We start from the raw sequence: 22,236 nt of genomic DNA on the forward strand, positions 1-22,236 counted from the left end.
GAGACGCCGCGGGAGACATTCGCGACCAAGCAACACGCCGCTGGTGAAAATGGGGCTGCCCCCCCCCAAATCTGGCCCGTGAACGGTGACGACCTTCACGGATCGATTCTGACCTGATGGAAGTCGCCGCGAGACAGTTGATGGATGGGGGCGATGGCCTATACTCGTGAGCGGCCTTAAGATTCGCGCTTGCGTGTCCGCCGATTCATCCCCACTGCCTTAGTTGTTGATCCGCCTATGCCTGCCTCTGACATTGTGATTCGTGGTGCGCGCGAGCACAATCTGCAAGACGTCAGCTTAACGTTGCCTCGGAATCAACTGATCGTCATGACGGGCGTCAGCGGTTCGGGCAAAAGTTCGCTCGCCTTCGACACGTTGTACGCCGAAGGACAACGGCGCTATGTCGAATCATTGTCGTCCTACGCTCGACAGTTTCTCGGGCAGATGCCGAAACCGGATGTCGATTCGATCACAGGTCTGGCCCCCTCAATCTCCATTCAGCAGAAGGCGAGCGGTCGCAATCCCCGCAGCACCGTCGGCACGATCACCGAGATCTACGACTATCTTCGCGTTTTGTTCGCCCGCGTGTCCACCCCCGCCTGTTACCAGTGCGGTCGCCCCATCACCGCCCAAACACAAGAACAGATTCTCGATCGCGTGCTCAGACTGCCCGAAGGGACCAAATATTCCGTCCTTGCGCCGCTTATTACCCGCCAGAAAGGGGAATTCAAAGACCTGTTCGTCGATCTACTCAAGCGAGGTTTTCTGCGGGCCCGCGTCGACGGCAAATTGGTCCAACTGACAGACGACCTGCAGCTCGATAAGCAGATGAAGCACACGATCGATGTCGTCGTCGATCGACTGGTCGCCGGCAAGTCACCACGATCGCGCGTCGCCGAAGCCATCGAAGCGGCATTGAACCTCGCCGAACGCAAACTGGTCATCGCTCGAGAACCCAACTCAGACTCTCCCATTCCGCTTGATGAGTCACACGAAACACAACCAACAGGCAAGCCGACAAAAGCGTCCAAGAAACGAAACTCGAAAGCCGCGTCCGCACGATCCACCGACCTGATTGTTTCGGACGACGATGGCCCCCCCGACGACGTTCCAACCACGCTCGATGAACTCTACTCCTGTGACTATGCCTGCATGCACTGTGGCATCAGTTATGATCAACCGTCGCCACAACTGTTCAGCTTCAACAGCCCGCAAGGAATGTGTCCCGATTGCCAGGGGCTGGGCATTCGTTACGACTTCGCGATGGATCGTCTGGTCCCCGACGATACGCTCACGATTCAAAAAGGCGCTCTGGTCGTTCTGGGCAAACTGAGTTCCGTCGGCAAATGGCGAAAACATATCCTGAAAGGCGTCGCTCGCGCCATCGAAGTCGATCTGGGGCTCGCGGAGGATTCGTTCTTCAAGACCAAATGGAAAGACCTGCCGCTCGAAGGCAAAAAGCTATTCCTATACGGACTCGGTTCGCGCAATATCACCTTCGCCTACCGCTCGGGCAACAACGTCTGGAAACGGGGAGGCACCTACGCGGGCTTTATTCCCGAACTCCTCGACGAGTATCGCAAGACGCGGAACCCGATGCGGCGGGTGCAGCTTGAAAAGTACATGCACGAGACAGGCTGCGCCAGTTGTGCCGGAACCAGACTGAACCATCAGGCCCGCAGCTATCGCATCACTTCCCATAGCGCGGCGACGGCGCGAGACGAACGCAGGGGATTGAATGCCAAGCAACGGTCGCAATCCGAAGGGGTCGACCAGCAGACGACGATCGACAGCGGTTCGGGCAGCGACGCGGGAAGTTCATCTGCCCCATTGGCGCTCTCACTGCCTGAAGTCTGCTCGTTGAGCACTCTTGCGGCCTGGGACTTTTTCGGAAATCTCGAACTGACGGACACGGGGCGGCATATCGCCACCGAAGCACTCAAAGAGATTCGTGGTCGACTCGGATTCCTGTTGCGCTGCGGCCTCGATTATCTCACACTTGATCGCACGGCACCCACGTTGTCGGGTGGCGAAACTCAGCGAATTCGCCTCGCAGGTCAGATCGGCTGCGGATTGGTGGGCGTGGTTTATATCCTCGACGAGCCGTCGATCGGCCTGCATCCCCGCGACAACGTGATGTTGCTGGACAGCCTGAAAGACCTGCGCGATCAGGGTAACACCGTCATCGTGGTCGAACATGACGATGAAACCATGAAAGCGGCCGACTTCATGGTCGACTTTGGCCCCGGCCCTGGGGTCCGCGGGGGCGAAATCGTCGCTCAGGGATCTGTCGAGGACGTCAAACGATCGGCACGCAGCCTGACTGGCGCGTTCCTCAGCGGTCGTCGCGCCATCGAAATTCCCAAAATTCGTCGGCCTGGAAACGGGCAGACGATCGAGATCCAAGGCGCGACCCATCACAACCTGCGTGATGTCACCGTTCATTTTCCACTGGGAAAATTCATCTGCGTGACCGGGGTCAGCGGTTCTGGAAAAAGCTCGCTGGTCAACGACATCCTCTGGGAAGTTCTGAACCGCGACGTCAACAAGGGCGCGGGCAAACCCGGCGCCCATCGCGCCTTCTCGGGACTGGACCAGATCGACAAGGCGATCGACATCGACCAGACGCCGATTGGCCGCACCCCGCGTTCGAACCCCGCGACCTATACGAAACTGTTCGACCTTATTCGTGAACTCTACACGTTATTGCCGGAATCAAAGCTGCGCGGGTTCAAGCCCGGCCGTTTCTCGTTCAACGTCCCTGGAGGCCGCTGTGAGGCGTGCGAAGGAAACGGCGCGAACAAGCTCGAAATGGATTTCCTGGCCGACATTTGGGTGACCTGCCCAGTCTGTCAGGGTAAGCGGTTTAACAAAGAAACTCTGGAAGTCCATTTCAAAGGAAAAAGCATCAACGATGTCCTGAACATGGACATCCAGCAGGCACTTGAGCATTTCACAAATCACCCCAAGTTGATGAAATCGATCCAGACGCTGCACGATGTCGGCATGGACTACATCAAGCTCGGCCAGCCCTCGCCGACACTCTCCGGCGGCGAGGCGCAGCGCGTGAAACTTGCGAAAGAACTGAGCAAACGTTCGACGGGCAAGACGGTTTACATTCTGGATGAACCAACCACCGGCCTGCATTTTGTCGATATCGAGCATCTACTGCGTGTGCTCCACGGATTTGTCGACGCGGGAAACACGGTCGTCGTCGTCGAACATAACCTCGACGTCATCAAGACCGCCGACTGGGTGATTGACCTGGGACCCGAAGGTGGATCGGGCGGCGGCCGGATTCTGATCGAGGGCACTCCCGAAGACGTCGCCGCGTGCGAGGAATCACACACCGGCCGCGCCCTGCGCACGATTCCCGGCTTCGAATCGATCACGACCGTCGCCAAACCGCGCACAGGTAAGAAAGGGAAGGGGACCAAGAAGTCGGCGAATGGATCGCCCGCTCCCGCCACCGTCGCCGAATCGGTGCCTCGCTGGCAAACGTCCGTTGCTCTTAAGGACTCGGCCGTCGGTGCCGAGACCTCCATCGTCGTCCGCGGCGCATCACAACATAATCTTCAGCAACTTGATCTCACCATCCCGCGCGACAAGATGAGTGTCTTCTGCGGGCCCAGCGGTTCGGGAAAGAGTTCGCTGGCCATGGACACGCTTTACGCCGAAGGACAGCGGCGTTACGTCGAATCGCTGTCGGCCTATGCGCGACAGTTCCTGGGGCAGATGCCAAAACCCCGCGTGGAACATATTCACGGACTGCAGCCGTCGATCGCGATTGAACAAAAGACGATGGGTAGCACCCCGCGTTCGACGGTCGGAACCGTCACCGAAATTTACGATTATTTGCGGATTCTGTTCGCCCGCCTGGGAACGCAATACTGCCCGGATTGTGGAATCGCCGTGCAGTCTCAGACGATCGACGACGTCATCGACCGCCTGATGCGACTTACGCAAGACGGCGAAGTCTCCGATCAACGTGATTCCAAGGACGCGGACCAACCCGTTCGTCTGCTCATTCTGGCACCGCAAGAGGTCGCCGTCGGCCAGCAGTATTCGAAACTCTGGGAACGCCTGACCGACCAGGGTTATCGTCGTGTTCGAATCGACGGGGTCATCTACACGCTGGAAGATGCCCCAGACATTGATCGCAAGCGAAAGCACATCGTCGAAATTGTCGTCGACCGCGTGACCGTGAACCGGAGCGGCCGTTCGCGGCTGGCCGAGTCGGTCGAGTCGGCATTTGATCTCGGCAAGGGATTTATCCGCGTGGCGATCGTTGACGAGACGCGCGACGAGAAAAAGTGGAAGGTCCTGCCCTACAGCCTGTTTCGTGCCTGCGAAAGCTGTGGACGCAGCTTTGAAGAACTGGCACCGCACAACTTCTCGTTCAACAGTCCGCTGGGTTGGTGCCCGGTGTGCGAAGGGATCGGGATTCAACAGGGAACGAACCTGGCGGCCCTGATCTCTGATCCGACGCGCCCCCTGTCGCAAGGCGCCGTCAGTGCGTGGCCCGATCCGCTCAAATCCCCCTTGTTCGGACGCATGCTGGGTGCGATGGCCAAGGAATGCGACATCCCGCTGGACGTCCCGTTCTCGCAACTCGATCCGCTACACCAACGCGCGGTGCTGTACGGCACGGGTGAGACCTGGATCTCGTTGTCACTCGATTCCTCCGAGACAACGACGAAATCCAAGTCAAAGTCCGCATCCAAATCGGCGGCCACTGTCCGGTTCCAATACAAGGGGCTCTACCCCGCCATCGAACAAGCGGCCAGCCTGTCGTACGACTTCCGCGCCAAGCTCTATGGCCTGGTTGGTGACGTGCCTTGTTCATCGTGCAACGGCAGTCGTCTGCGAGAAGACGCCAGCGCCGTGAAACTGACCGGAAAAACGCTCAAACAACTTTGTGACTTGCCACTTCGTGAGGCGCTCGAGTTTCTGAACGCACTCAAGATGACGGCGTCGCAAAAGAAGATCGCGGGCGACTTGCTCGTCGAAGCCACATCACGACTGCGGTTCCTCGTCGAAGTCGGCCTGCACTATTTGACGCTTGGGCGTACCTTGCCGACATTGTCGGGCGGCGAGACTCAACGCATTCGGCTCGCCGGGCAAATCGGTCGCGCTCTTACCGGCGTCCTCTATGTGTTAGATGAGCCCACGATTGGACTGCACCCCAGCGACAACAGCCGACTGCTGGCGGCACTGATTAAGCTTCGTGACCTCGGTAATACTGTCGTCATGGTCGAACATGATCGCGAGGTTCTCGAAGCGGCCGACCGCTTGTACGACTTCGGCCCGGGTGCGGGACGGTTTGGCGGAATGATCACCGCCCAGGGCTCGCCACGTGAAATCAAAAAGAGCGAGGATTCGCTCACGGGCAAGTTCCTCTCGGCCCGCGAAGAAATTGTGATTCCGTCCCAGCGGCGGATGCTGCGAAAAGGTACTGAGCCGGCACCGTTGGAAACAACGAAGAGCACACGCAAATCGAAAGCGTCAAAGTCAGAAACCGCTCCAACGGTGGCGATTGCGATTGCACCACCTTCGGCGCCTCAACTGTCTGTGCCCTCCGATTCGATCCTGTTGGAATACGGGCCACCTCCCGGCGGAGGATGGCTCGAACTGCTAGGGGCCCGCCAGCACAATCTGCGAAACGTCGATCTGCGAATTCCTCTCGGCACATTGACCGCCGTGACCGGTGTCAGTGGCAGTGGAAAGAGTTCACTGATTGAAGACACGTTGGCCCGTGTGATCGCCCGCAAACTCCATCGCGCTTCGACACAACCCGGCCCCTTCGACGAACTGATCGGCTTGAATTATCTCAGCAAACTGATCGTCGTCGACCAGCAGCCCCTGGGCACGACTCCGGCCTCAAACCCCGCCACCTATACCGGCGTGTTTGAACATATTCGCGACCTGTATGCACGAATGCCCGAAGCCAAAGTGCGCGGCTACAGCGCCACTCGATTTAGCTTCAATCGAGCAGGGGGGCGCTGCGAAGCGTGCGAAGGGAATGGGCAAAAACTGATCGAGATGCACTTCCTTCCCGATGTCTGGGTCGAATGCGACACCTGTCGCGGGCAGCGATACAACGCGGAAACTCTGTCGGTCCATTATCGAGGCAAGACGATTGCCGACGTGCTTTCGATGTCGATCGGTCAGGCACTCGAACTGTTCGACAACATTCCCAAGATTCGCGGACCGCTCTCGGTCCTCGCCGCGATTGGGCTCGACTATCTGACATTGGGACAACCGGCACCGACCCTCTCGGGCGGCGAGGCCCAACGCGTCAAACTGGCCGCAGAACTGTCGCGTCCGCAAACCGGGAAGACACTCTACCTGCTGGACGAACCGACCACTGGACTGCATTTCGACGATATTCGCAAACTGCTGAAAATTCTGAACAGTCTGGTCGATGCCGGAAACACCGTCGTGGTGATCGAACACAACCTCGACGTGATCAAGACCGCCGACTGGATCATCGACCTGGGTCCACATGCCGGTTCGGAAGGCGGATGGATTGTTGCGGAGGGAACTCCTGAAGACGTCGTCCAGCAGGCGGTTCAGCATCAGGCTGCGACGCGTTCGAACGGTTCGCCTTCGACGAAAGAGCATCACGCGCAGCAAAAGACTCGCGCCACATCGTCAATCACACTTTCCGATACGGATCAGCACCGTAGCCTGACCGGCGAAATCCTCGCGGGCGTTCTCGCCGCCGGCGCTGTCGGCGAACGCGAAACGTTTGATGCAGAAGCCGCCCGAAAGAAAAAGGCCGGCGATCTCGATCCGTCCAAGATCGGCGCGGATGCCAAGATGCCATGGGAAGTTGACGGTCGGAAATGGCATACGGTCGACGGACTGGCAAACAATGGCCGCCCCCGCCGATGGAATGGCGCGATCCTGTCTCGGATCGTCGACGCCTTGGAAGAATCCGAGCAATTCAGTGCGACAAACTGGAACGAGCGCAGTACGGTTGAGATCGCGGCGAAAAAGAAGAGCATCGGCTGGTTCCTGCATGCCTATTCCGGCGATGAATGGCTGGTCACATTCAAGTTTCGAGTGCCCAAGAAATCGTTTGAAGAAGCGGAACTGTCTGCGGACCTGAACCTCAAGGATGTCAATGATCTGGACCATCTGCCGGTCTACAACCGTCAGCCACGGGTCCGAATTCGACCGTCGACGAATGGCCCCTTTGAAGACGTGACGATTTCGATCGTGGAACCGGCGGAGATCGAAACGCCCTCTTTCGAACGATTCTTCCAAACCGCTCAAAAGGCATTCGTCGAACGCGCATCCTCGGAAGCACTCAACCTTGAGGACTTAACCCCCTGGAAAAAGCTCGGACGCAAATGGCACATGATGCGAAAAGGGTTCTTGCAAGGCTCGATCGAATGGGAACCCGCCGTGCTGGAAGAACTCGTCACGCGTCTGGAAGAGATCCTGCCGAATGCAGTCATCGATTGGACACAAAAAGTCATCGTCAACTTTGTGATCGACAAAAAGCCGGTTTTGAATTTGGTGACGAAAAGACCAGCCGCACTAGACCTGACCCTGTTTGTGCCGGCCGGCGCGGTCCAACTCGGCCAGATTGCCAGTTTTGGGACCGACCCTGGAATCAGTTCCCACAAAGTCGGCCTGGATGCCGTCCGAATCCGATTTACGAACGTCAGTCAGGTCAAATCAACTGCATTCCAGACGTTTCTACGAGAACTTTGGTCCAATGTGAAAGCTTAGTTCGGCCGTTCGAGACCGCAGTCGCTTTAATGTTGTGCGAATCGCAATAGAATCACGGCGTCCACATCCTTCGCCTGCTTCAATTGTCGGAAATCTTTGATGCTGCAATTAACGCCCGAAATGTCGACGGCTTTGCTGAACCGCTTGTCGAGTCTCTCGACACCCGTCATCGTCGGCACTGCAGTATTCCACCTGCTGGTGTTCTTCTGGCTGATGGCCTGGGCACGCCGCGATCTGCGCCGCATGGCGCTCGACTTCGATCAGTTCACACGGGAACTGAAATACCGCAGCATCCTGGATCGCGGTTCCAATCTTTCAGATCAGATCGACGCGTTCCTGGCCGACATCAAAGATGTTCTGGACGACCCCGCCAAATCTGCTGAACGTCACAATCTCTGGCTTCGCATGCGCATCCTGGACGAGGAACGTCGCTATCTGCAGTCACATGCGTTCGAAACCTGGTACACAATCTGCCGGACGATGATCGAGGCGTATCCCCTGGCCGGAGTCCTTGGAACGGTCCTCGCCATCGGTGCGGCCCTTCAGTCGGGTCAAGGAAACGCTCAACAGACATTGTCGGACATTGTCCGCAATTTCGGCGAATCGATCTGGTCGACGTTCGCGGGGTTGTTCTCAGCCATGATCCTGATGTTTGTGAACAGTATCGTCGAAACAAAGTTCCGGCGTCTGACCGAAAACCGTCTCCATGTTCGCGAAACCGTGGCACGCGCCAAGCGTGAGTTATCGATCGCCGCGGGAGGCAACGGATGATTCACGTCCGGCGATTGACGCTGCAATTGACGCCGCTGCTTGACCTGCTGCTGATCGTCATGTTCGCGCAGTACATGCAAATGCAGATCACGGCCAAACAAGATACCGATCGGATTACGAAGGAACGCATCCTCGCCGAGAACGAATCCGAAGAGTTGCGTGAACAGGTCGATCGCTGGGAGACGCAACAACGCCAGTTCAATCAGCAGCAACAGGCAGAACGGGTGCTGCTGGGGCAATTGATTCGCGAACTGTTCCACATCCCAGAAGCCGCCATCAACAAAGTCATTCAGCCTCGCAGTAAGAGCGATAGCGGATTGTCGCCCAGTGAAGTCGCGGACCTGAAAGCACGTTTTCAGCAACTGGCCAATTCACGCGGCGATCAAGTCGTTGACCACCTGCTGACGTTCAATGAAATGCGCAAGCAGTTCGACATCTGGGAATTCTACTTGAACGAGGACGGAGAACTGATGGTCACCATCGGGCAGGATCGTCAGGTCGTGAAGTCAAAGGTCATCGAAACGCCCGAAGAATTCGTCGATGCCGCGTTACAAGTGCGCAAGAAATTCCCCCCCACCAAGAATGCCGTGCTGCTGCTCTGCCGGTATGGCGATTGCAGATTAGTCAACAAGCTGGCGATGACGCGCGGTCTTCCCGCCATGGCGTCCCGAATGAGATCCGACGGGCAGGGAACTGTCCATTTCGAGTACGCTGTGTTTGGTTATCGTCCGCAACCGGAACTCGACAAACAATAAACATCCGCTTCGTGGAACGAATGACAACTTGTGGCGCCGCCACTTTGTCCTGAGAGGTTCGCGAGCATCGCCATCCAACAGGTTGGCCCGCTCATCGTGAGTTCATTGAGGTGTCCATTCGGGTGCGAAGTTCCACGAGTTTGAAGCTTCACTAGAAAGTCCCATCATGGCGTATCGTCCCAGCGGACTCTTCCGCACCCGCAATATCCTGGCAGGCGCACTCATTGCAGGCATCTTTTTGGGAGCGTATTTGGGTGACAAATTGGGATTCGGAACCGGTGGCGCCGGTATCTTTGGACTTGGCAAGTCCGGTGACAGCGCCCCAGCAGACTCGAAGCCGGGAAAAACACAGGACGACGCGACGACCGAGAACGCACCGGCCGTTCCCGTACTCGAAGCCACGGCCCCCAAAGCGGTTCGTGTGATGATCGACGATCGACAGTACCTGCTTCGCGAGGGAAATCAGGACACTCCCATCACACTTCCCAAACTGATCTCATTGATCAAACAGGCCCCCGGTGATGACGATGGCTTTCGTGTACGGATCTATCAAAGCATGAATGCACGTGTCTCGGCGGAGGAGCAGCTGAAAGACGCCCTGACTGAAGCCCACATCTCAGACACCGCCGTCTTCTGGGTGCCCTCGACGGTCTCGAAGTAGACGACGCGATACACGCACGGTTTCAAGGACGTCGTCACCAGCCACATCTCGCACAGGATGAATGGACGCCATGAATCGGATCATCTCACTCTCGGTGCTGCTCGCCCTGATTGTCGTGCTGGGCGGCATGTTGTTTCAGGTGATCGCGCCGTTCATACTGCCCTTGTTCCTGGCCGCGGTTCTGGCCGTCATCTGCCAGCCACTCCATCAATTCATTCTACAGAAGGTGGGACACCGGCGGACCATTGCCGCAATTCTCTCCACCTCGACCCTGGTGGCCATGCTGGTCCTTCCACTGGTCATCGTCACCTTCATCTGTGCCATGCAGTTGTACTCGCTCGCAAATCAGCACCTGGACGGCGACTGGCATCGTGGGTTGGACCTGATCTGGAATCGCGGCATCCTGCCGGGAATTGAACGAGTCAAGCCTTACTATCCCGGCGGCCTGTCCGAAGAGCAGCTCGACAATATCAAGAATCAGTTCGCGCAGAACTTGCAGTCGCTGGCGGGACTTGTCGCGGCACGAACCTTTCAGATCGCATCATCCACCGTCGGGATGTTTGTGTCTTTGACGGTCGCCGCGGGAATGTTCATCACCGCACTCTATTATTTTCTAGCCGATGGCCCAGCCTTGATTTCCGCTGCGGAAGAATTAATCCCATTGCCCGTGGACCATCAGCGCCGTCTGTGTGAACGTTTCGCGACCGTGGTGCGAGCAGTCGTCTCTGCGACATTCCTCGCCGCGTTTATTCAGGGTTTCGCCACAGCCGTTGCCATTCAATTCTGCGGCATCGGCTACTTCTGGATTTTCCTGGCCATCGCATCGCTGGCCTCGTTGATTCCATTGGTAGGGGCGTGGATCGTCTGGGCCCCCTGCGTCGCGTGGCTTGCCCTTCAAGGACATTGGACGGCCGCCATTCTGTTGGCGGTCTGGGGAATTGCCGTGGTCAGCATGCTCGACAACGGTGTCAAAATGTACGTCCTGCAGAGTGACGCCGACCTGCATCCGCTGCTCGCGTTCATGAGCGTCGTCGGAGCCCTGCAGGTCCTGGGACTGTGGGGCATTTTCATCGGGCCGATCGTCGCATCGTGCTTGTTCGCACTCGTTCAGATTTTCAATCTCGAACTGAAGGAACTGGCCAAAGAACGGCGCATCGAACCGCCCGACGATCCGCAATCCGCAGTGACGGTCAGCACGAATGGTGCATCCCCCGCGGCAATAGCACCGCCGCAGGCGATTCCCGCCATGACCGTCGTCAGTCCACCGTCGCAAACGCCAAAGAAGCCACGAAGCAAGCGGCGTTAAGCCACACTCTTGATTCGTTTCCACGCGGGAGTCTGCAATTCCTCGTTACTAAGCTCCCACTTGGTAACGCCTCCGACGCAGCAGGACAAGCGCAGGAGAACTCTCGCCGCGACCGACAGCATCTTCACAAATGGCGTTAACAAGCGGGACGGCTTGGTAACGAGGGGACGAGGGACTAATTTCGGGAAACCCGCAAGCAGGAGCCTTCAACGGCATCTCGCGTCACTCGTCACTTTCACCAGAGACGCGATCCACCCACTGAGTCAACTGCTGGAACTGATACGCAAAGGCCGGCTCATCTGTTCCCATGGGGCTCTTAAAGAACGAAGCCAGATGCGACATGATCCCGCTGGTCCCACGACGCGCTTCGCGTTCGGTCAGCCGAATCAGGTCGATGACCAGCGGAGCGGCCAGCAATGAATCGCACCCCTGCCACGTAAACTGAAGGACCATCGGTGTTCCAAGAAAGCCCTGGAAATGAATGTGATCCCACGCCGTCTTCCAATCGCCCATCGATTCGATGTACTCGATCGAAACCAGCGTCTGCGGCTTGTACCCCAGGATTTCGGTCAGCAGATGGTCTTTTGATTTGACCTTATTCGCTTTGTTGACGGGATCATCCAAGACTTTGCCGTCCAGGTTGCCAAAAATGTTGTGGCCCACCCAACTCATCACCTTCAGGTTTCGCGCCGCGAACATCGGGGCCAGAACCGCTTTCATCAGCGTTTCGCCCGTCTTTCCGTCACGTCCGACATGCAGCACATTCTGCTTCAGCGCGAGTTCATCAAGTCCCGGCAGATCTGAACCAACCGACGGAGTGAAATTCACAAAATGGCTGCCGCTTTGCATGGCGGCGATGGCGTACAGGGTGCTTGCAGGCAACGGGCACGATTTACTGGCCAGTGATTTTTGGACTTCGGCCCATTTCCATTCACGCACTTCGTCCGGCGGTGGCGGTTCGGTCGAAGAAACGTTGACCACGATCACGCGGTCCAGTTTTTCGGCGGTTTTGAATTTCTCGATGTCTTTGGTCAATCGGCTCACGGCTTGGGCGGCGGTCTCTTTCTTCAGCTTCAGACACTCTGGTCCGGCCAGAGATTCGATCTTGGCCCCGACATTCACCAGCGTGCCCGGCTTGATGTTCCGATCAAACTTGGCCAGCTGCGAGGAAATCCCTGCCAGCGTCTTTTCGTTGAAGACGTGGGACTTATCGACCAGGACCTGTGCCTCGGCCGCGTATGACGTCTCACGAATCTCATGGCCGCCGACCACCAGTTCGTCCCAGCCAATCAGGTCCAGTTTGGCAAACGAAGGCAGCGCAGTCACCAACCCCGTGGTATCCGAGAGCCCCTTCCGCAGTGCAGCAAGGCCAACCACGACTGTTGTCGCGACACCGCCCCAGGCCCCGATCAGCCACACTCCGACTTTCCGCTTCGCCATGCCTTACGCCTTCCCCTGATGTCGCTCAAGTTGTGAACTGGAACTATGAATCATGTCCTGTTTTTTGATGTCACTCTACCAGAGGCCATCAAGCATCGCGAGTAAACGCAGGTCGGTAAATCCTGCTCAATCAGCGAGGTTTCACAAAGAAATGGATGACCTGAACAGATCACGCCGCAAATTGAAGCACTCACCCAACGCATCTGTGAAGTTCGGCATTTGGTTTTTGCGCCAATCCATTAGAATGCAGGCTTAGCAGCCTGATTGAAACAACGGGTACGGGCACTGTGACGTTTCATACTGTGGCGTTTCATGATGTGCTGGCATATTCGAGCCCGAGCGGAACCAGTCCCCGTTCGTTCAACAGGTTGTTAGCGGACAATCCTCCGGTCATCCGGACCAGTTGGTAGGACACCACCAAAACGAAGAGAGATGGAACGATGAATCGCAGGATCGAGAAACATCGAATCTGCCAGGGACGCTGGTCGAAGGGATATCCGCTGGGAAAGCTCTGTTTGGTGCTGGCCCTGGCCCTGACCGCGATCTGGTCGCACGTGAACGCCCAGGATTCGAACAATCCGTCCCCACCGGGCCAGATGGATCCCACCCCCGTTGCGCCGCTGAAAGTGGGAAAAATCCCCAGCGATCCCTACGAAGTGTTCGTGGCGCTGGGCCTATTCGGCTACCCCTTGGCACTCACGTCGGTCGTCGTTGTCTGGTTTACCGTCGAACGAATGGTCGTTCTTCGCTACGGACGCGTTATCCCCCGGCATTTCGTCAAACGTTTCTTTGAACATCTGAAAGAGGGAAATCTCGATCCGAAGGTCGCGATGAAACTCTGCGAAGATAACGGAAGCCCCATCGCACTCGTATTGGCAAATGGCGTCAAGAAGTGGGGCAAGAGCAGCGTCGAAGTCGAACAAGCGATCATCGACGGCGGCGAACGACAGGTCAGCCAGCTCCGAAAACACATCCGCATTCTGAACGGTGCGGCCACGGTCGCGCCCTTGCTGGGTTTGCTCGGAACGGTGGCGGGGATGATCCAATCGTTCAATCAAATCTCGCAAAGCTCGGCCATGGGCAAATCCGAGGCTCTCGCCGGTGGGATTGGTCTGTCGCTGTTGACCACCGCGGCGGGATTGGCGATCGCGATCCCGTCATTGATCATGTACATGTACTTTACCGGCCGCGTCGATTCGCTCGTCATCGAGATGGATGGGATGGCCCAAGAGCTGGTTGACTACATTTCCGCCGAGGGTTTGGCCGAACAGGCACGCAGCGGAGCCAAAACCGCGACGGCAAAGCCTGAAACGAAACGCCCTGCGTCGTGATGCCGCACGCTCGCAGACGTTCACACCGACAAGACTCAATGTCGCTTGCTGCGAGCAAGTTGCGAATCGCCTCGTAAATATGTTCAAATGCCGCGACGTGAATGCGTCGTCGAGACGCCTCTTCACGCTTCAATGGAAATCAGCGACTTGAGGCTTCAGCAGGAGTTCACTATGCGGTTCAGGATGGGTTGGATTTCGTCGTTTCTCGCAATCGCGATGGTGAGCCTGATCGGTTCACAGCAGACGATCGCACAAGACGGCTGGACGACGATTTTCGATGGAAAGACGCTGAACAACTGGGACGGTAATCCCGAGTTTTGGCGCGTGGAAGACGGTTGTATTACCGGTCAAACGACCGAAGCGAAACAGTTGAAGTCGAACACGTTTCTGATTTGGCGCGGTGGTGAAACCGCCGACTTCGAATTGACGCTTGAATACAAGCTGATCGCCGGAAATTCGGGTATTCAGTACCGCAGCTTTGAAGTCCCGAACGAGAAGTGGGCGGTCGGCGGCTATCAGGCAGATATGGAAGCCGGCGACAACTATTCCGGAATCAATTACGGCGAGCGGTTCCGTGGAATCCTGGCATTGCGTGGTCAAAAGACCGTCATTGGCGACGACCACAAACCCAAAGAAGTCGAGAAATTTGCTGAAAGCAAGGACATTCAGGCCAAGATCAAGAAAGAAGACTGGAACACCTATCACGTCTCGGCCAAGGGCTTCACCTTCGAACACCGCATCAACGGCGTTTTGACCTCGGTTGTCACGGACGAAGACAAGGCTGAACGACGTGCCAAAGGGATTTTGGCTCTGCAGATCCATGTCGGACCTCCGATGAAGGTGCAGTTCCGCAATATCAAGCTGAAGACTCTCAAACCAGAAGGCACGAGTGGCGTCACCAAAAAGAAGGCACTGCTGTTGGCTGGGCGTCATAGCCATGGCTTCGGTGCTCATGACCATCTGGCCGGTTGCTCGCTACTGGCCAAATTGATCAACGCCAGTGGTCAACCAATCGAAGCGGAAGTCCATTCTCTGGAACAACACGGCTGGCCATCAGATGAAAAGTTGGCGGCTGCGGACACCATTGTCATCTACTCGGACGGTGGTGAAGGACACCCCTTCAATTCGCACCTGGATCAACTGAACAGTTTGACACTTCAGGGGAAGGGAATCGTCTGCATCCACTACGGTGTCGAAACGACGGCCGGTCGCAATGGCGATGCGTTTCTCAATTGGATCGGCGGATTCTTTGAGCCTCATTGGTCGGTGAACCCACACTGGATCGCAGACTACAAAAAGCTTCCCGAGCATCCCACAACGCGCGGCGTGAAGCCGTTCTCGACGGACGATGAGTGGTACTACCACATGCGATTTCGCGAAAAAATGGATGGCGTCACGCCGATCCTCACCGACTTGCCGCCCAAGGAATCGCTTAGCCGAGCCGATGGACCTCATAGCGGCAACGCCGAAGTACGTAAAGCGGTGCTGGAACGCAAGGAGCCACAACACACCGCCTGGGCACGCGTGCGAGCTGACGGTGGACGGGGCTTCGGAACCAGTGGCGGACACGTTCACTGGAACTGGGGCAATGACCAGTTTCGCAAGCTCATTCTGAATGCGATCGCCTGGACCGCAGGCGCGGACGTTCCTGCAGACGGTGTTCCTGCCGGTCACGTGACCGTCGAAGACCTGTTGCAAAACCACGACGAACCGATTCCGGCCGACTTCAACAAGGCCACGATTCAAGCGATGCTCAATCAGTGGAACAAATCCTGAATGAGTGCCGACGGTATTTCCATGACGATCCGCGCTTGAATTGTGAATGGAGCCAGCCCGAATGCCCTTTCGACCACTGATCAGCCTGATTGCGATCGCGACGATGACGACGGCGGCTCTTGCGCACGAGCCCAAGTTTCAATCGAAGGTGCTTCGCACATCGACCAAGGGACACGCGGTCGACATCGACATCGATATCACCGGCGCGAAGGAACTTTACCTGATCGCTCTCGATGGCGACGGTGAGATCACGGCCGACTGGGCGGACTGGGCGGAGCCGCGTTTGATCGGGCCCAATGGCGAAAAGAAGCTGACCGAACTGACCTGGAAGTCAGCAAACACCGAATTTGGACAAGTGAGCGTTAACCGGAACGCCAACGGTGATCCACTCAGGATCGATGGCGTGTCCGTTCCCTATGGAATCGGGACTCACGCCAATTCCGCGATCGCTTACGACCTGCCAGCGGGATTCACGCGGTTCAAAACCCGTGCTGGAATCGACAATGGTGGTTCGGAGCAGGGCAGTGCCAGTTCCATTCAATTTCTGGTTTTCACCGAGCCCCCCTCCGAGAAGTACACGCAACGGGGTATCGCCCAGCGTGCCGATGTCCATGAAGCCAAGAACGCCGTTGCGGGCTTGGACGTGGCCGACGGCCTAGAAGTCACCCTCTTCGCATCGGAAGCCTCGGGCATGCTCAGCCCGGCCGACATTGATATCGATCACTTGGGCCGGGTCTGGGTTTGTGAAGTCGTCAACTATCGTCATCGCAGTGGCGAACGAAAAGAGGGCGACCGCATTCTGATCATCGAAGATACGGATGGCGATGGCATCTCGGATCGCCAATCAACGTTCTATCAAGGGCCTGAAGTTGATTCGGCTCTTGGAATCTGTGTCTTGCCAACGCTTTCCGGCCGCGGCACTAAAGCGATCATTTCCTGTGCCCCAAACGTTTGGATATTCACGGATGAAGACGGCGACTTGAAGGCTGACAAGAAAGAGTTGCTCTTCACCAACGCCGGTCGGCCTCAGCATGATCACTCGACTCATGCCGCGGTCTTTGGCCCTGACGGAAAACTCTACTGGAACTTCGGCAACACGGGCGAAAAGGTTTGCGACAAAGTCGGCAAACCGATCATTGACGTTGCAGGGCATGACGTCATCGCCAACGGCAAACCGTACCGCCAAGGGATGGCCTTTCGGTGCAACCTGGATGGAAAGGAGTTTGAAGTCCTTGGACACAACTTCCGTAACAACTATGAACTTTCCGTCGACAGTTTTGGCACCGTCTGGCAATCAGACAACGATGATGATGGGAACAAAGGTGTTCGCATCAACTACGTGATGGAAGGCGGGAACTTTGGTTATACGGACGAAATGACCGGTGCTGGCTGGCAGACACCGCGTACCAATCTGGAAGCCGAAATCCCGCTCAGGCATTGGCATCTGAACGACCCCGGCGTCGTCCCGAATCTCGTTCAAACCGGCGCAGGTTCACCCACGGGGATCTGCTTCTATGAAGGAATGCTGCTTCCCGAACTGTTCCGCAATCAGATCATCCACTGTGACGCAGGTCCGAACGTCGTCCGCTCGTATCCGGCGACGAAATCGGGTGCCGGATACAAAGCGGAGATTGTGGATCTGCTGGCCGGTACAAGAGACAACTGGTTCCGCCCGTCGGACGTCTGCGTCGCCCCCGATGGATCGTTGATCGTCGCCGACTGGTACGATCCCGGCGTCGGTGGCCACCGCATGGGCGATGTCGACAAAGGACGCCTATTCCGGATCGCACCACCAAAGACTGCTTACAAGACACCACGCGTCGATGTCTCGACAATCGAAGGCGCCATCGCCGCGTTGAAAAGCCCCAACCTGGCGACGCGATACATCGGTTGGACGGCGTTGCATACGATGAAGGGCCCACAGGTCACGACCTCCTTGCAGAAGGTTCTCGAAGCGGATTCGAGTCCACAAGTTCGCGCCCGCGCCCTGGGGGTGCTCGCCAAATCTCCAGCGACTCGTAACAACGCGTTGGACGCGGCAATGCGGGACAAGAACTCGGATGTTCGCATCGCAGGACTTCGATTGGCACGCCAAAAGCTGCCTGATGAGTCACAAGCCGTTCACACGAGCGACTTGGTCAAACGGCTCGAAACCCTAATTGATGACGCGGCGATCGAGGTTCGACGAGAATGCGCATTGGCGCTCCGCTTGTTGAAGCATCCACGCAAGCAGGCCCTGTGGGCGAAACTGGCCGTTCAGCACGAAGGGTCGGATCGGTGGTATCTTGAAGCCTTGGGAATCGGTGCAGACCACGATTGGGACGCCTGCCTAGCCGCTGCCCTTGAGTTGGCGGGTCACCCTTCAGATCACGATCTGGCAGACAACGCGATCGCGCGAGACATCTTCTGGCGATCGCGTGCATCGACGACACCCCAAAAGCTGGCGACGATTCTCGCGTCTGATCAGGTTGCGGCGATCGACGCCCCCCGTTACCTGAGGTCCTTTGACTTCGTCACAAGCCCTACGAAAGAAGCAGCGCTGGTCGAACTGGCATTCGGAAAGTTTGGCAGCGATGCCAAGACGATGCTCATCAACTCGGAAGCGATCAGCCGATTGGACGGATTCGACATCACGAAGAATCCTGTCCATCAGGTGGCAATGGACCGAATTCTGAATGGCCTTCAGGGACAACCTCAATTCGTGACGCTGATTGACAAGTTCAATGTCGTCAATCGATTTCCCGACCTGCTCACACTCGCCCAGGTGAAGCCGGACGAGCAACTGAGCATTGACGCAATCCGCGTCCTCCTTGGAAAGAAACAGACTGCGCTTTTGAATGCGGCTCTCGCCACGACGAAGGGCACATCCGCTCTGGCGACGGCGACGGCCTTAAGTAACTCGGGCGATGCGCGTGCCGCAGAGCTGTTGTTGCCGATCGCCTTGAGTGAGAGCCTTCCACTGGACCTACGACGCGAAGCCATCAAAGGTGCGGCCCGCTCGAAAGCGGGCGTGCTGGAACTTGTGAAACTGGCAGAATCACAGAAAACCGATGAATCGCTGGCCCCAGCACTCTCGGCGGCGTTTTATGGATCATCCGTCGAAGACGCTCGGCTGGCGGCTGCAAAGCTGTTCCCTTTGCCACCCGGAAAGGATTCGAAGCCATTGCCGCCGTTGACGGAATTGGCCCAGATGAAAGGCAATCTCAACAACGGCCAGAAGTTGTTCGCTTCGATCGGGAAGTGCAATACCTGCCACATCGTGAACGACGCCGGAAAGGAAGTCGGACCGAATCTTTCAGAGATCGGTGCGAAACTGAGTCGTCAGGCGATGTTTGAATCGATCGTGTTTCCGAGTGCGGGGATCAGCCATAACTATGAATCCTCGATCCTCGCCCTCAAAGATGGCACAACTCAGACCGGCATCATCACGAGCGAAGATCCTGACAGCATCAGCATCAAGGGAATTGATGCGATCGTGCGAAGAATCCCGCGCGATGAAATCGAAGAGCGTGTAAAACAAAAGATCTCGCTGATGCCGGCCGACCTGCCGAAGATCCTGTCCCAAGAGGAATTGGCAGACATTGTCGAATATCTGACCACGCTCAAGAAATCAAAAAAGTGATGGCAAACCGCCTGTTGAAACAGACGGGAATGGGCTTTGGCCTGACTCACAAACGCCATGATCTCGTGCCGACATTGCGGCCCATTCCCCTATTTCAATAGGTTGCTACTCCTCGGCCCGATGCAGACCGGAAAAGAGATTCCGCATGTTGAAACCTCAAGACGTGGCATTGACGCCCCGCGTGCAACTGGCCGATCTGGCCCCGCTGATTAGTCTCGGCACATTGATCCTGGTGTTTTCTCTCGTTGCCAGCGATTTCGTCAGCCTCAGTACGTTCTCGTTGATCATGAAGCAAGGGGCCGTGTTGGCCATTGTTGCAACGGGCCTGACCTTTGTCCTGCTCTGCGCGGAAATCGATTTGTCTGTCGGCATGATTGCCTTGTTGGCATCCTGTTTTTGCGGTGTTCTTTGGGAATCCTCTTTTGCAGCGGGGCCCAAAGAAATCAATGGAACGGCGAACGTCTCGCTGCTGACCATGGCCATTGTGATCTTCGTCCCGCTCATCACCGCGATTCTGCTGGGACTGGTTTCGGGATATCTGACAATCTCATCGGGCCTGCCAAGTTTTATCATCACTCTGGCGATGATGAACATCGCCTTGGGGCTGGCCCGCTTCCTGACGCGAAGTCAGAAATTTGCCGTGCCGCCGGTCCTCGTGCGGCTTGGAAATGCCCAAGTTCTGGAAATAAACGGCCAGCGATTGGGCACGCTCAGTATTCCGCAAAGTGCGGTCGTCGCCGCGGTGGTGATGATTGTGGCACATATTGTATTGCAGCACACCCGGTTCGGCCGGTACGTCTATATGACAGGCGGCAATCGCCAGGCCGCCCGGCTTGCCGGGGTTCGCACGGAACGAATCGTGATTGCTTGCCTCGCGATCTGTGCCGGAACCGCCGCATGTGGAGGCCTGGTCACCGCGGGACGCATGAACGGAGTCACCCTCGACCAGAACGTCGACCTGCTTCTCGACGCAGTTGCTTGCGTCGTACTGGGTGGCACCAGTCTCTTCGGCGGTGAAGGCAGCATCGGCCGGACGCTGATAGGAGTCCTCAGCTTCACCGTACTGAAGGTGGGACTCAATCTGACCAACGTCGAGCGGCTGGTCAAACAGCTGCCGATTTCGCCGGCATTGAAAGAAACGTGGCTCAAAGCGAGTTGGGTCACACAGTTCGACCTGCTACGCCCGTTCTTGCTGGGTGTGGTGTTGATGATCGCACTCGTCATTCACGGTCGGCTCGTGAAACGACGCACCGACGCCTGAGGGAATCAGCCCCACCCGTTACGGCGCAACCATTCACGGTTTCGACTTGGCGACATCCAGGCAGAGCAAATTGTCTTCACTTCGCAGGTAAAGCCGTCCACGGGAAAGAACGGGAGCCGCCCAGGCAGGGTATCGAACCTGCTTGAATGATGCTCGGCTGATCTGCTCGAACTTTTCCCGATTCAGGCGAGCCAAAGCTAGAACACCACGCTCACCAAGGATGATGTATTTTCCGTCAACGGCAATTTTGGAACCACGGCCAAAGATCGTGGCAGGCTTGCCGTTCACGTCGACGATCTCGCCTTGACCGTTGATCCGCAGTTGATTGAGCGGACCATCGTAACCGTTCGTTTCCCACTGCAACTCGCCCGTTTTGAAATCGAGGCACTGCAGCATTCCTTCCTCTTCATGACGGCCACTAAAACCATAGATGCAGCCATCACGATAAATCGGTGTCGACCAGTGCGTCGACATCCCGCGTTTATTGCGCCAGACAACTTCATAATCAGTCCCCGCTGGCTGAACCTTGAGCAACGCAGCCCCGGTTTCGTATGCGGCTGACAAGAAGATATTGTCGTCGACAACGACGGGCCTGGCCGCGTTCACCGATTCGTGGACGCGGGCGCGGAACCAGTACTTGAAACGCAGTGATCCGTCTTGAGGGTTCAGCGAAACCAGCCCCTGCCGCATCAGACACAACAAGTGCTTTTGACCATGAATGGTCGCAACGATGGGCGAGGAATAGCTGACGATCATTTCCTTGCCAGTCCAGCGGTAGGGCTTGCCTCCCTGATCCGTCTCGACATTGTCCCAGGTCTTTTGACCGACACTTTCCCAAACTGTCTTTCCAGTCTCTGCATCGAATGCGACGACGCCCGAATCAGGCTGGCCGCCGACCAATACGATCAACAAGTTTCCTTCCAGAATCGGCGTACATCCCGCTCCAAAGAAGTGCCCCGGTACGTCCCACTCCTTGGCCGTATCGTGTTCCCACACCAGCTTGCCCGTTTCGAGATCGAGACAGACCAAACGTCCCTGGGCACCGAACGTATAACAACGGGTCCTGGTCAGGACGGGCGAACAGCGTGGCCCGTTGTTGTAGCCATAGGGATCTGAAAAATCGGTGTCGTAGTCATAGCTCCACAGCGGCGTTCCATCGTCCGCCTGAACGCATTCGATCAAATCTCGGTCACGTTGCCGATGGTGAATCACCAGCCGGTTTCCCAGCACCGATGGCGAGCTATACCCCTTACCAATCCGCTTCTGCCACAGCACCGGTGGCCCATCGTCGGGCCATTCGTCAAGCAAGCCCGTTTCGTCCGAAACCCCGGTCCCATGTGGACCAAGAAAACTCGACCAGTCGTGCCCCGGACGATCACCTGCGGGTACAACCGTCTTGGCCTGCTTCCCCGTGGGCGCTTTGGGAGAGTCAGCATGAACGGCTGCGGTTGGCAGCAGCAGCAGCGTGATACCGCATGAAACACACCTCGCGATCGTTGCCACGCACACTCGCTGAATGAGACTTTTCACTTTGGACGCTCACAACAAAAGAAAAGAAGCCCGGCAGCAG

Annotated in this window: 11 protein-coding genes; 9 read left to right on the forward strand and 2 right to left on the reverse strand. The window is 57.0% G+C overall.

Annotated features, from left to right (window positions below; all coding sequences use genetic code 11):
- The first annotated feature begins 237 nt into the window (after nucleotides 1-237).
- The 5 genes from uvrA to OSO_RS0121195 all read left to right on the forward strand — a co-directional run bounded on the left by uvrA (nucleotide 238) and on the right by OSO_RS0121195 (nucleotide 11,236).
- A complete protein-coding gene (gene uvrA / locus OSO_RS0121175; protein WP_010585138.1) occupies nucleotides 238-7,743 on the forward strand; it encodes an excinuclease ABC subunit UvrA in 7,506 nt (2,501 codons plus the stop codon).
- 99 nt (nucleotides 7,744-7,842) lie between these two features.
- Nucleotides 7,843-8,514, forward strand: a complete 672-nt coding sequence (locus tag OSO_RS0121180) for a MotA/TolQ/ExbB proton channel family protein (RefSeq protein WP_010585139.1) — start codon at nucleotides 7,843-7,845, stop codon at nucleotides 8,512-8,514.
- Nucleotides 8,511-9,269: a hypothetical protein gene (locus OSO_RS0121185; protein WP_010585140.1), complete on the forward strand. Its 759-nt coding sequence runs from the start codon at nucleotides 8,511-8,513 to the stop codon at nucleotides 9,267-9,269. The genes OSO_RS0121180 and OSO_RS0121185 overlap by 4 nt, the downstream gene beginning before the upstream one ends.
- 166 nt (nucleotides 9,270-9,435) lie before the next feature.
- A complete protein-coding gene (locus tag OSO_RS0121190) occupies nucleotides 9,436-9,930 on the forward strand; it encodes a hypothetical protein (RefSeq protein WP_010585141.1) in 495 nt (164 codons plus the stop codon).
- A gap of 70 nt (nucleotides 9,931-10,000) precedes the next feature.
- Nucleotides 10,001-11,236 (forward strand): AI-2E family transporter, encoded by a 1,236-nt coding sequence (locus OSO_RS0121195; protein ID WP_157605371.1) that lies wholly within the window; start codon nucleotides 10,001-10,003, stop codon nucleotides 11,234-11,236.
- A gap of 222 nt (nucleotides 11,237-11,458) precedes the next feature.
- On the opposite strand, the gene OSO_RS0121200 is transcribed toward OSO_RS0121195, so the two are convergent.
- Nucleotides 11,459-12,676: an inositol-3-phosphate synthase gene (locus OSO_RS0121200; protein ID WP_010585143.1), complete on the reverse strand. Its 1,218-nt coding sequence runs from the start codon at nucleotides 12,674-12,676 to the stop codon at nucleotides 11,459-11,461.
- A 440-nt stretch (nucleotides 12,677-13,116) separates the two neighbouring features.
- Here OSO_RS0121200 and OSO_RS44470 point away from each other — a divergent pair, with 440 nt between their 5' ends.
- From OSO_RS44470 to OSO_RS0121225, 4 genes are all read left to right on the forward strand, one after another.
- Entirely contained in the window at nucleotides 13,117-14,007 is an 891-nt protein-coding gene (locus OSO_RS44470) for a MotA/TolQ/ExbB proton channel family protein (RefSeq protein WP_010585144.1), read from the forward strand.
- Nucleotides 14,008-14,178: 171 nt separating this feature from the next.
- Complete coding sequence (locus tag OSO_RS0121210; RefSeq protein ID WP_029247284.1) at nucleotides 14,179-15,783, forward strand: DUF1080 domain-containing protein; 1,605 nt, start codon at nucleotides 14,179-14,181, stop codon at nucleotides 15,781-15,783.
- Nucleotides 15,784-15,844: 61 nt separating this feature from the next.
- On the forward strand, nucleotides 15,845-19,405 hold the full coding sequence (locus OSO_RS0121215) for a PVC-type heme-binding CxxCH protein (protein ID WP_010585146.1): 3,561 nt from the start codon (nucleotides 15,845-15,847) through the stop codon (nucleotides 19,403-19,405).
- 145 nt (nucleotides 19,406-19,550) lie between these two features.
- Entirely contained in the window at nucleotides 19,551-20,666 is a 1,116-nt protein-coding gene (locus tag OSO_RS0121225; RefSeq protein ID WP_010585147.1) for an ABC transporter permease, read from the forward strand.
- Between the two features lie 33 nt (nucleotides 20,667-20,699).
- On the opposite strand, the gene OSO_RS0121230 is transcribed toward OSO_RS0121225, so the two are convergent.
- On the reverse strand, nucleotides 20,700-22,169 hold the full coding sequence (locus OSO_RS0121230) for a BamB-related PQQ repeat family beta-propellar protein (protein ID WP_010585148.1): 1,470 nt from the start codon (nucleotides 22,167-22,169) through the stop codon (nucleotides 20,700-20,702).
- Nucleotides 22,170-22,236 lie beyond the last annotated feature (67 nt).

It is taken from the genome of Schlesneria paludicola DSM 18645 (genome assembly GCF_000255655.1).
GTDB classification, from domain to species: domain Bacteria; phylum Planctomycetota; class Planctomycetia; order Planctomycetales; family Planctomycetaceae; genus Schlesneria; species Schlesneria paludicola.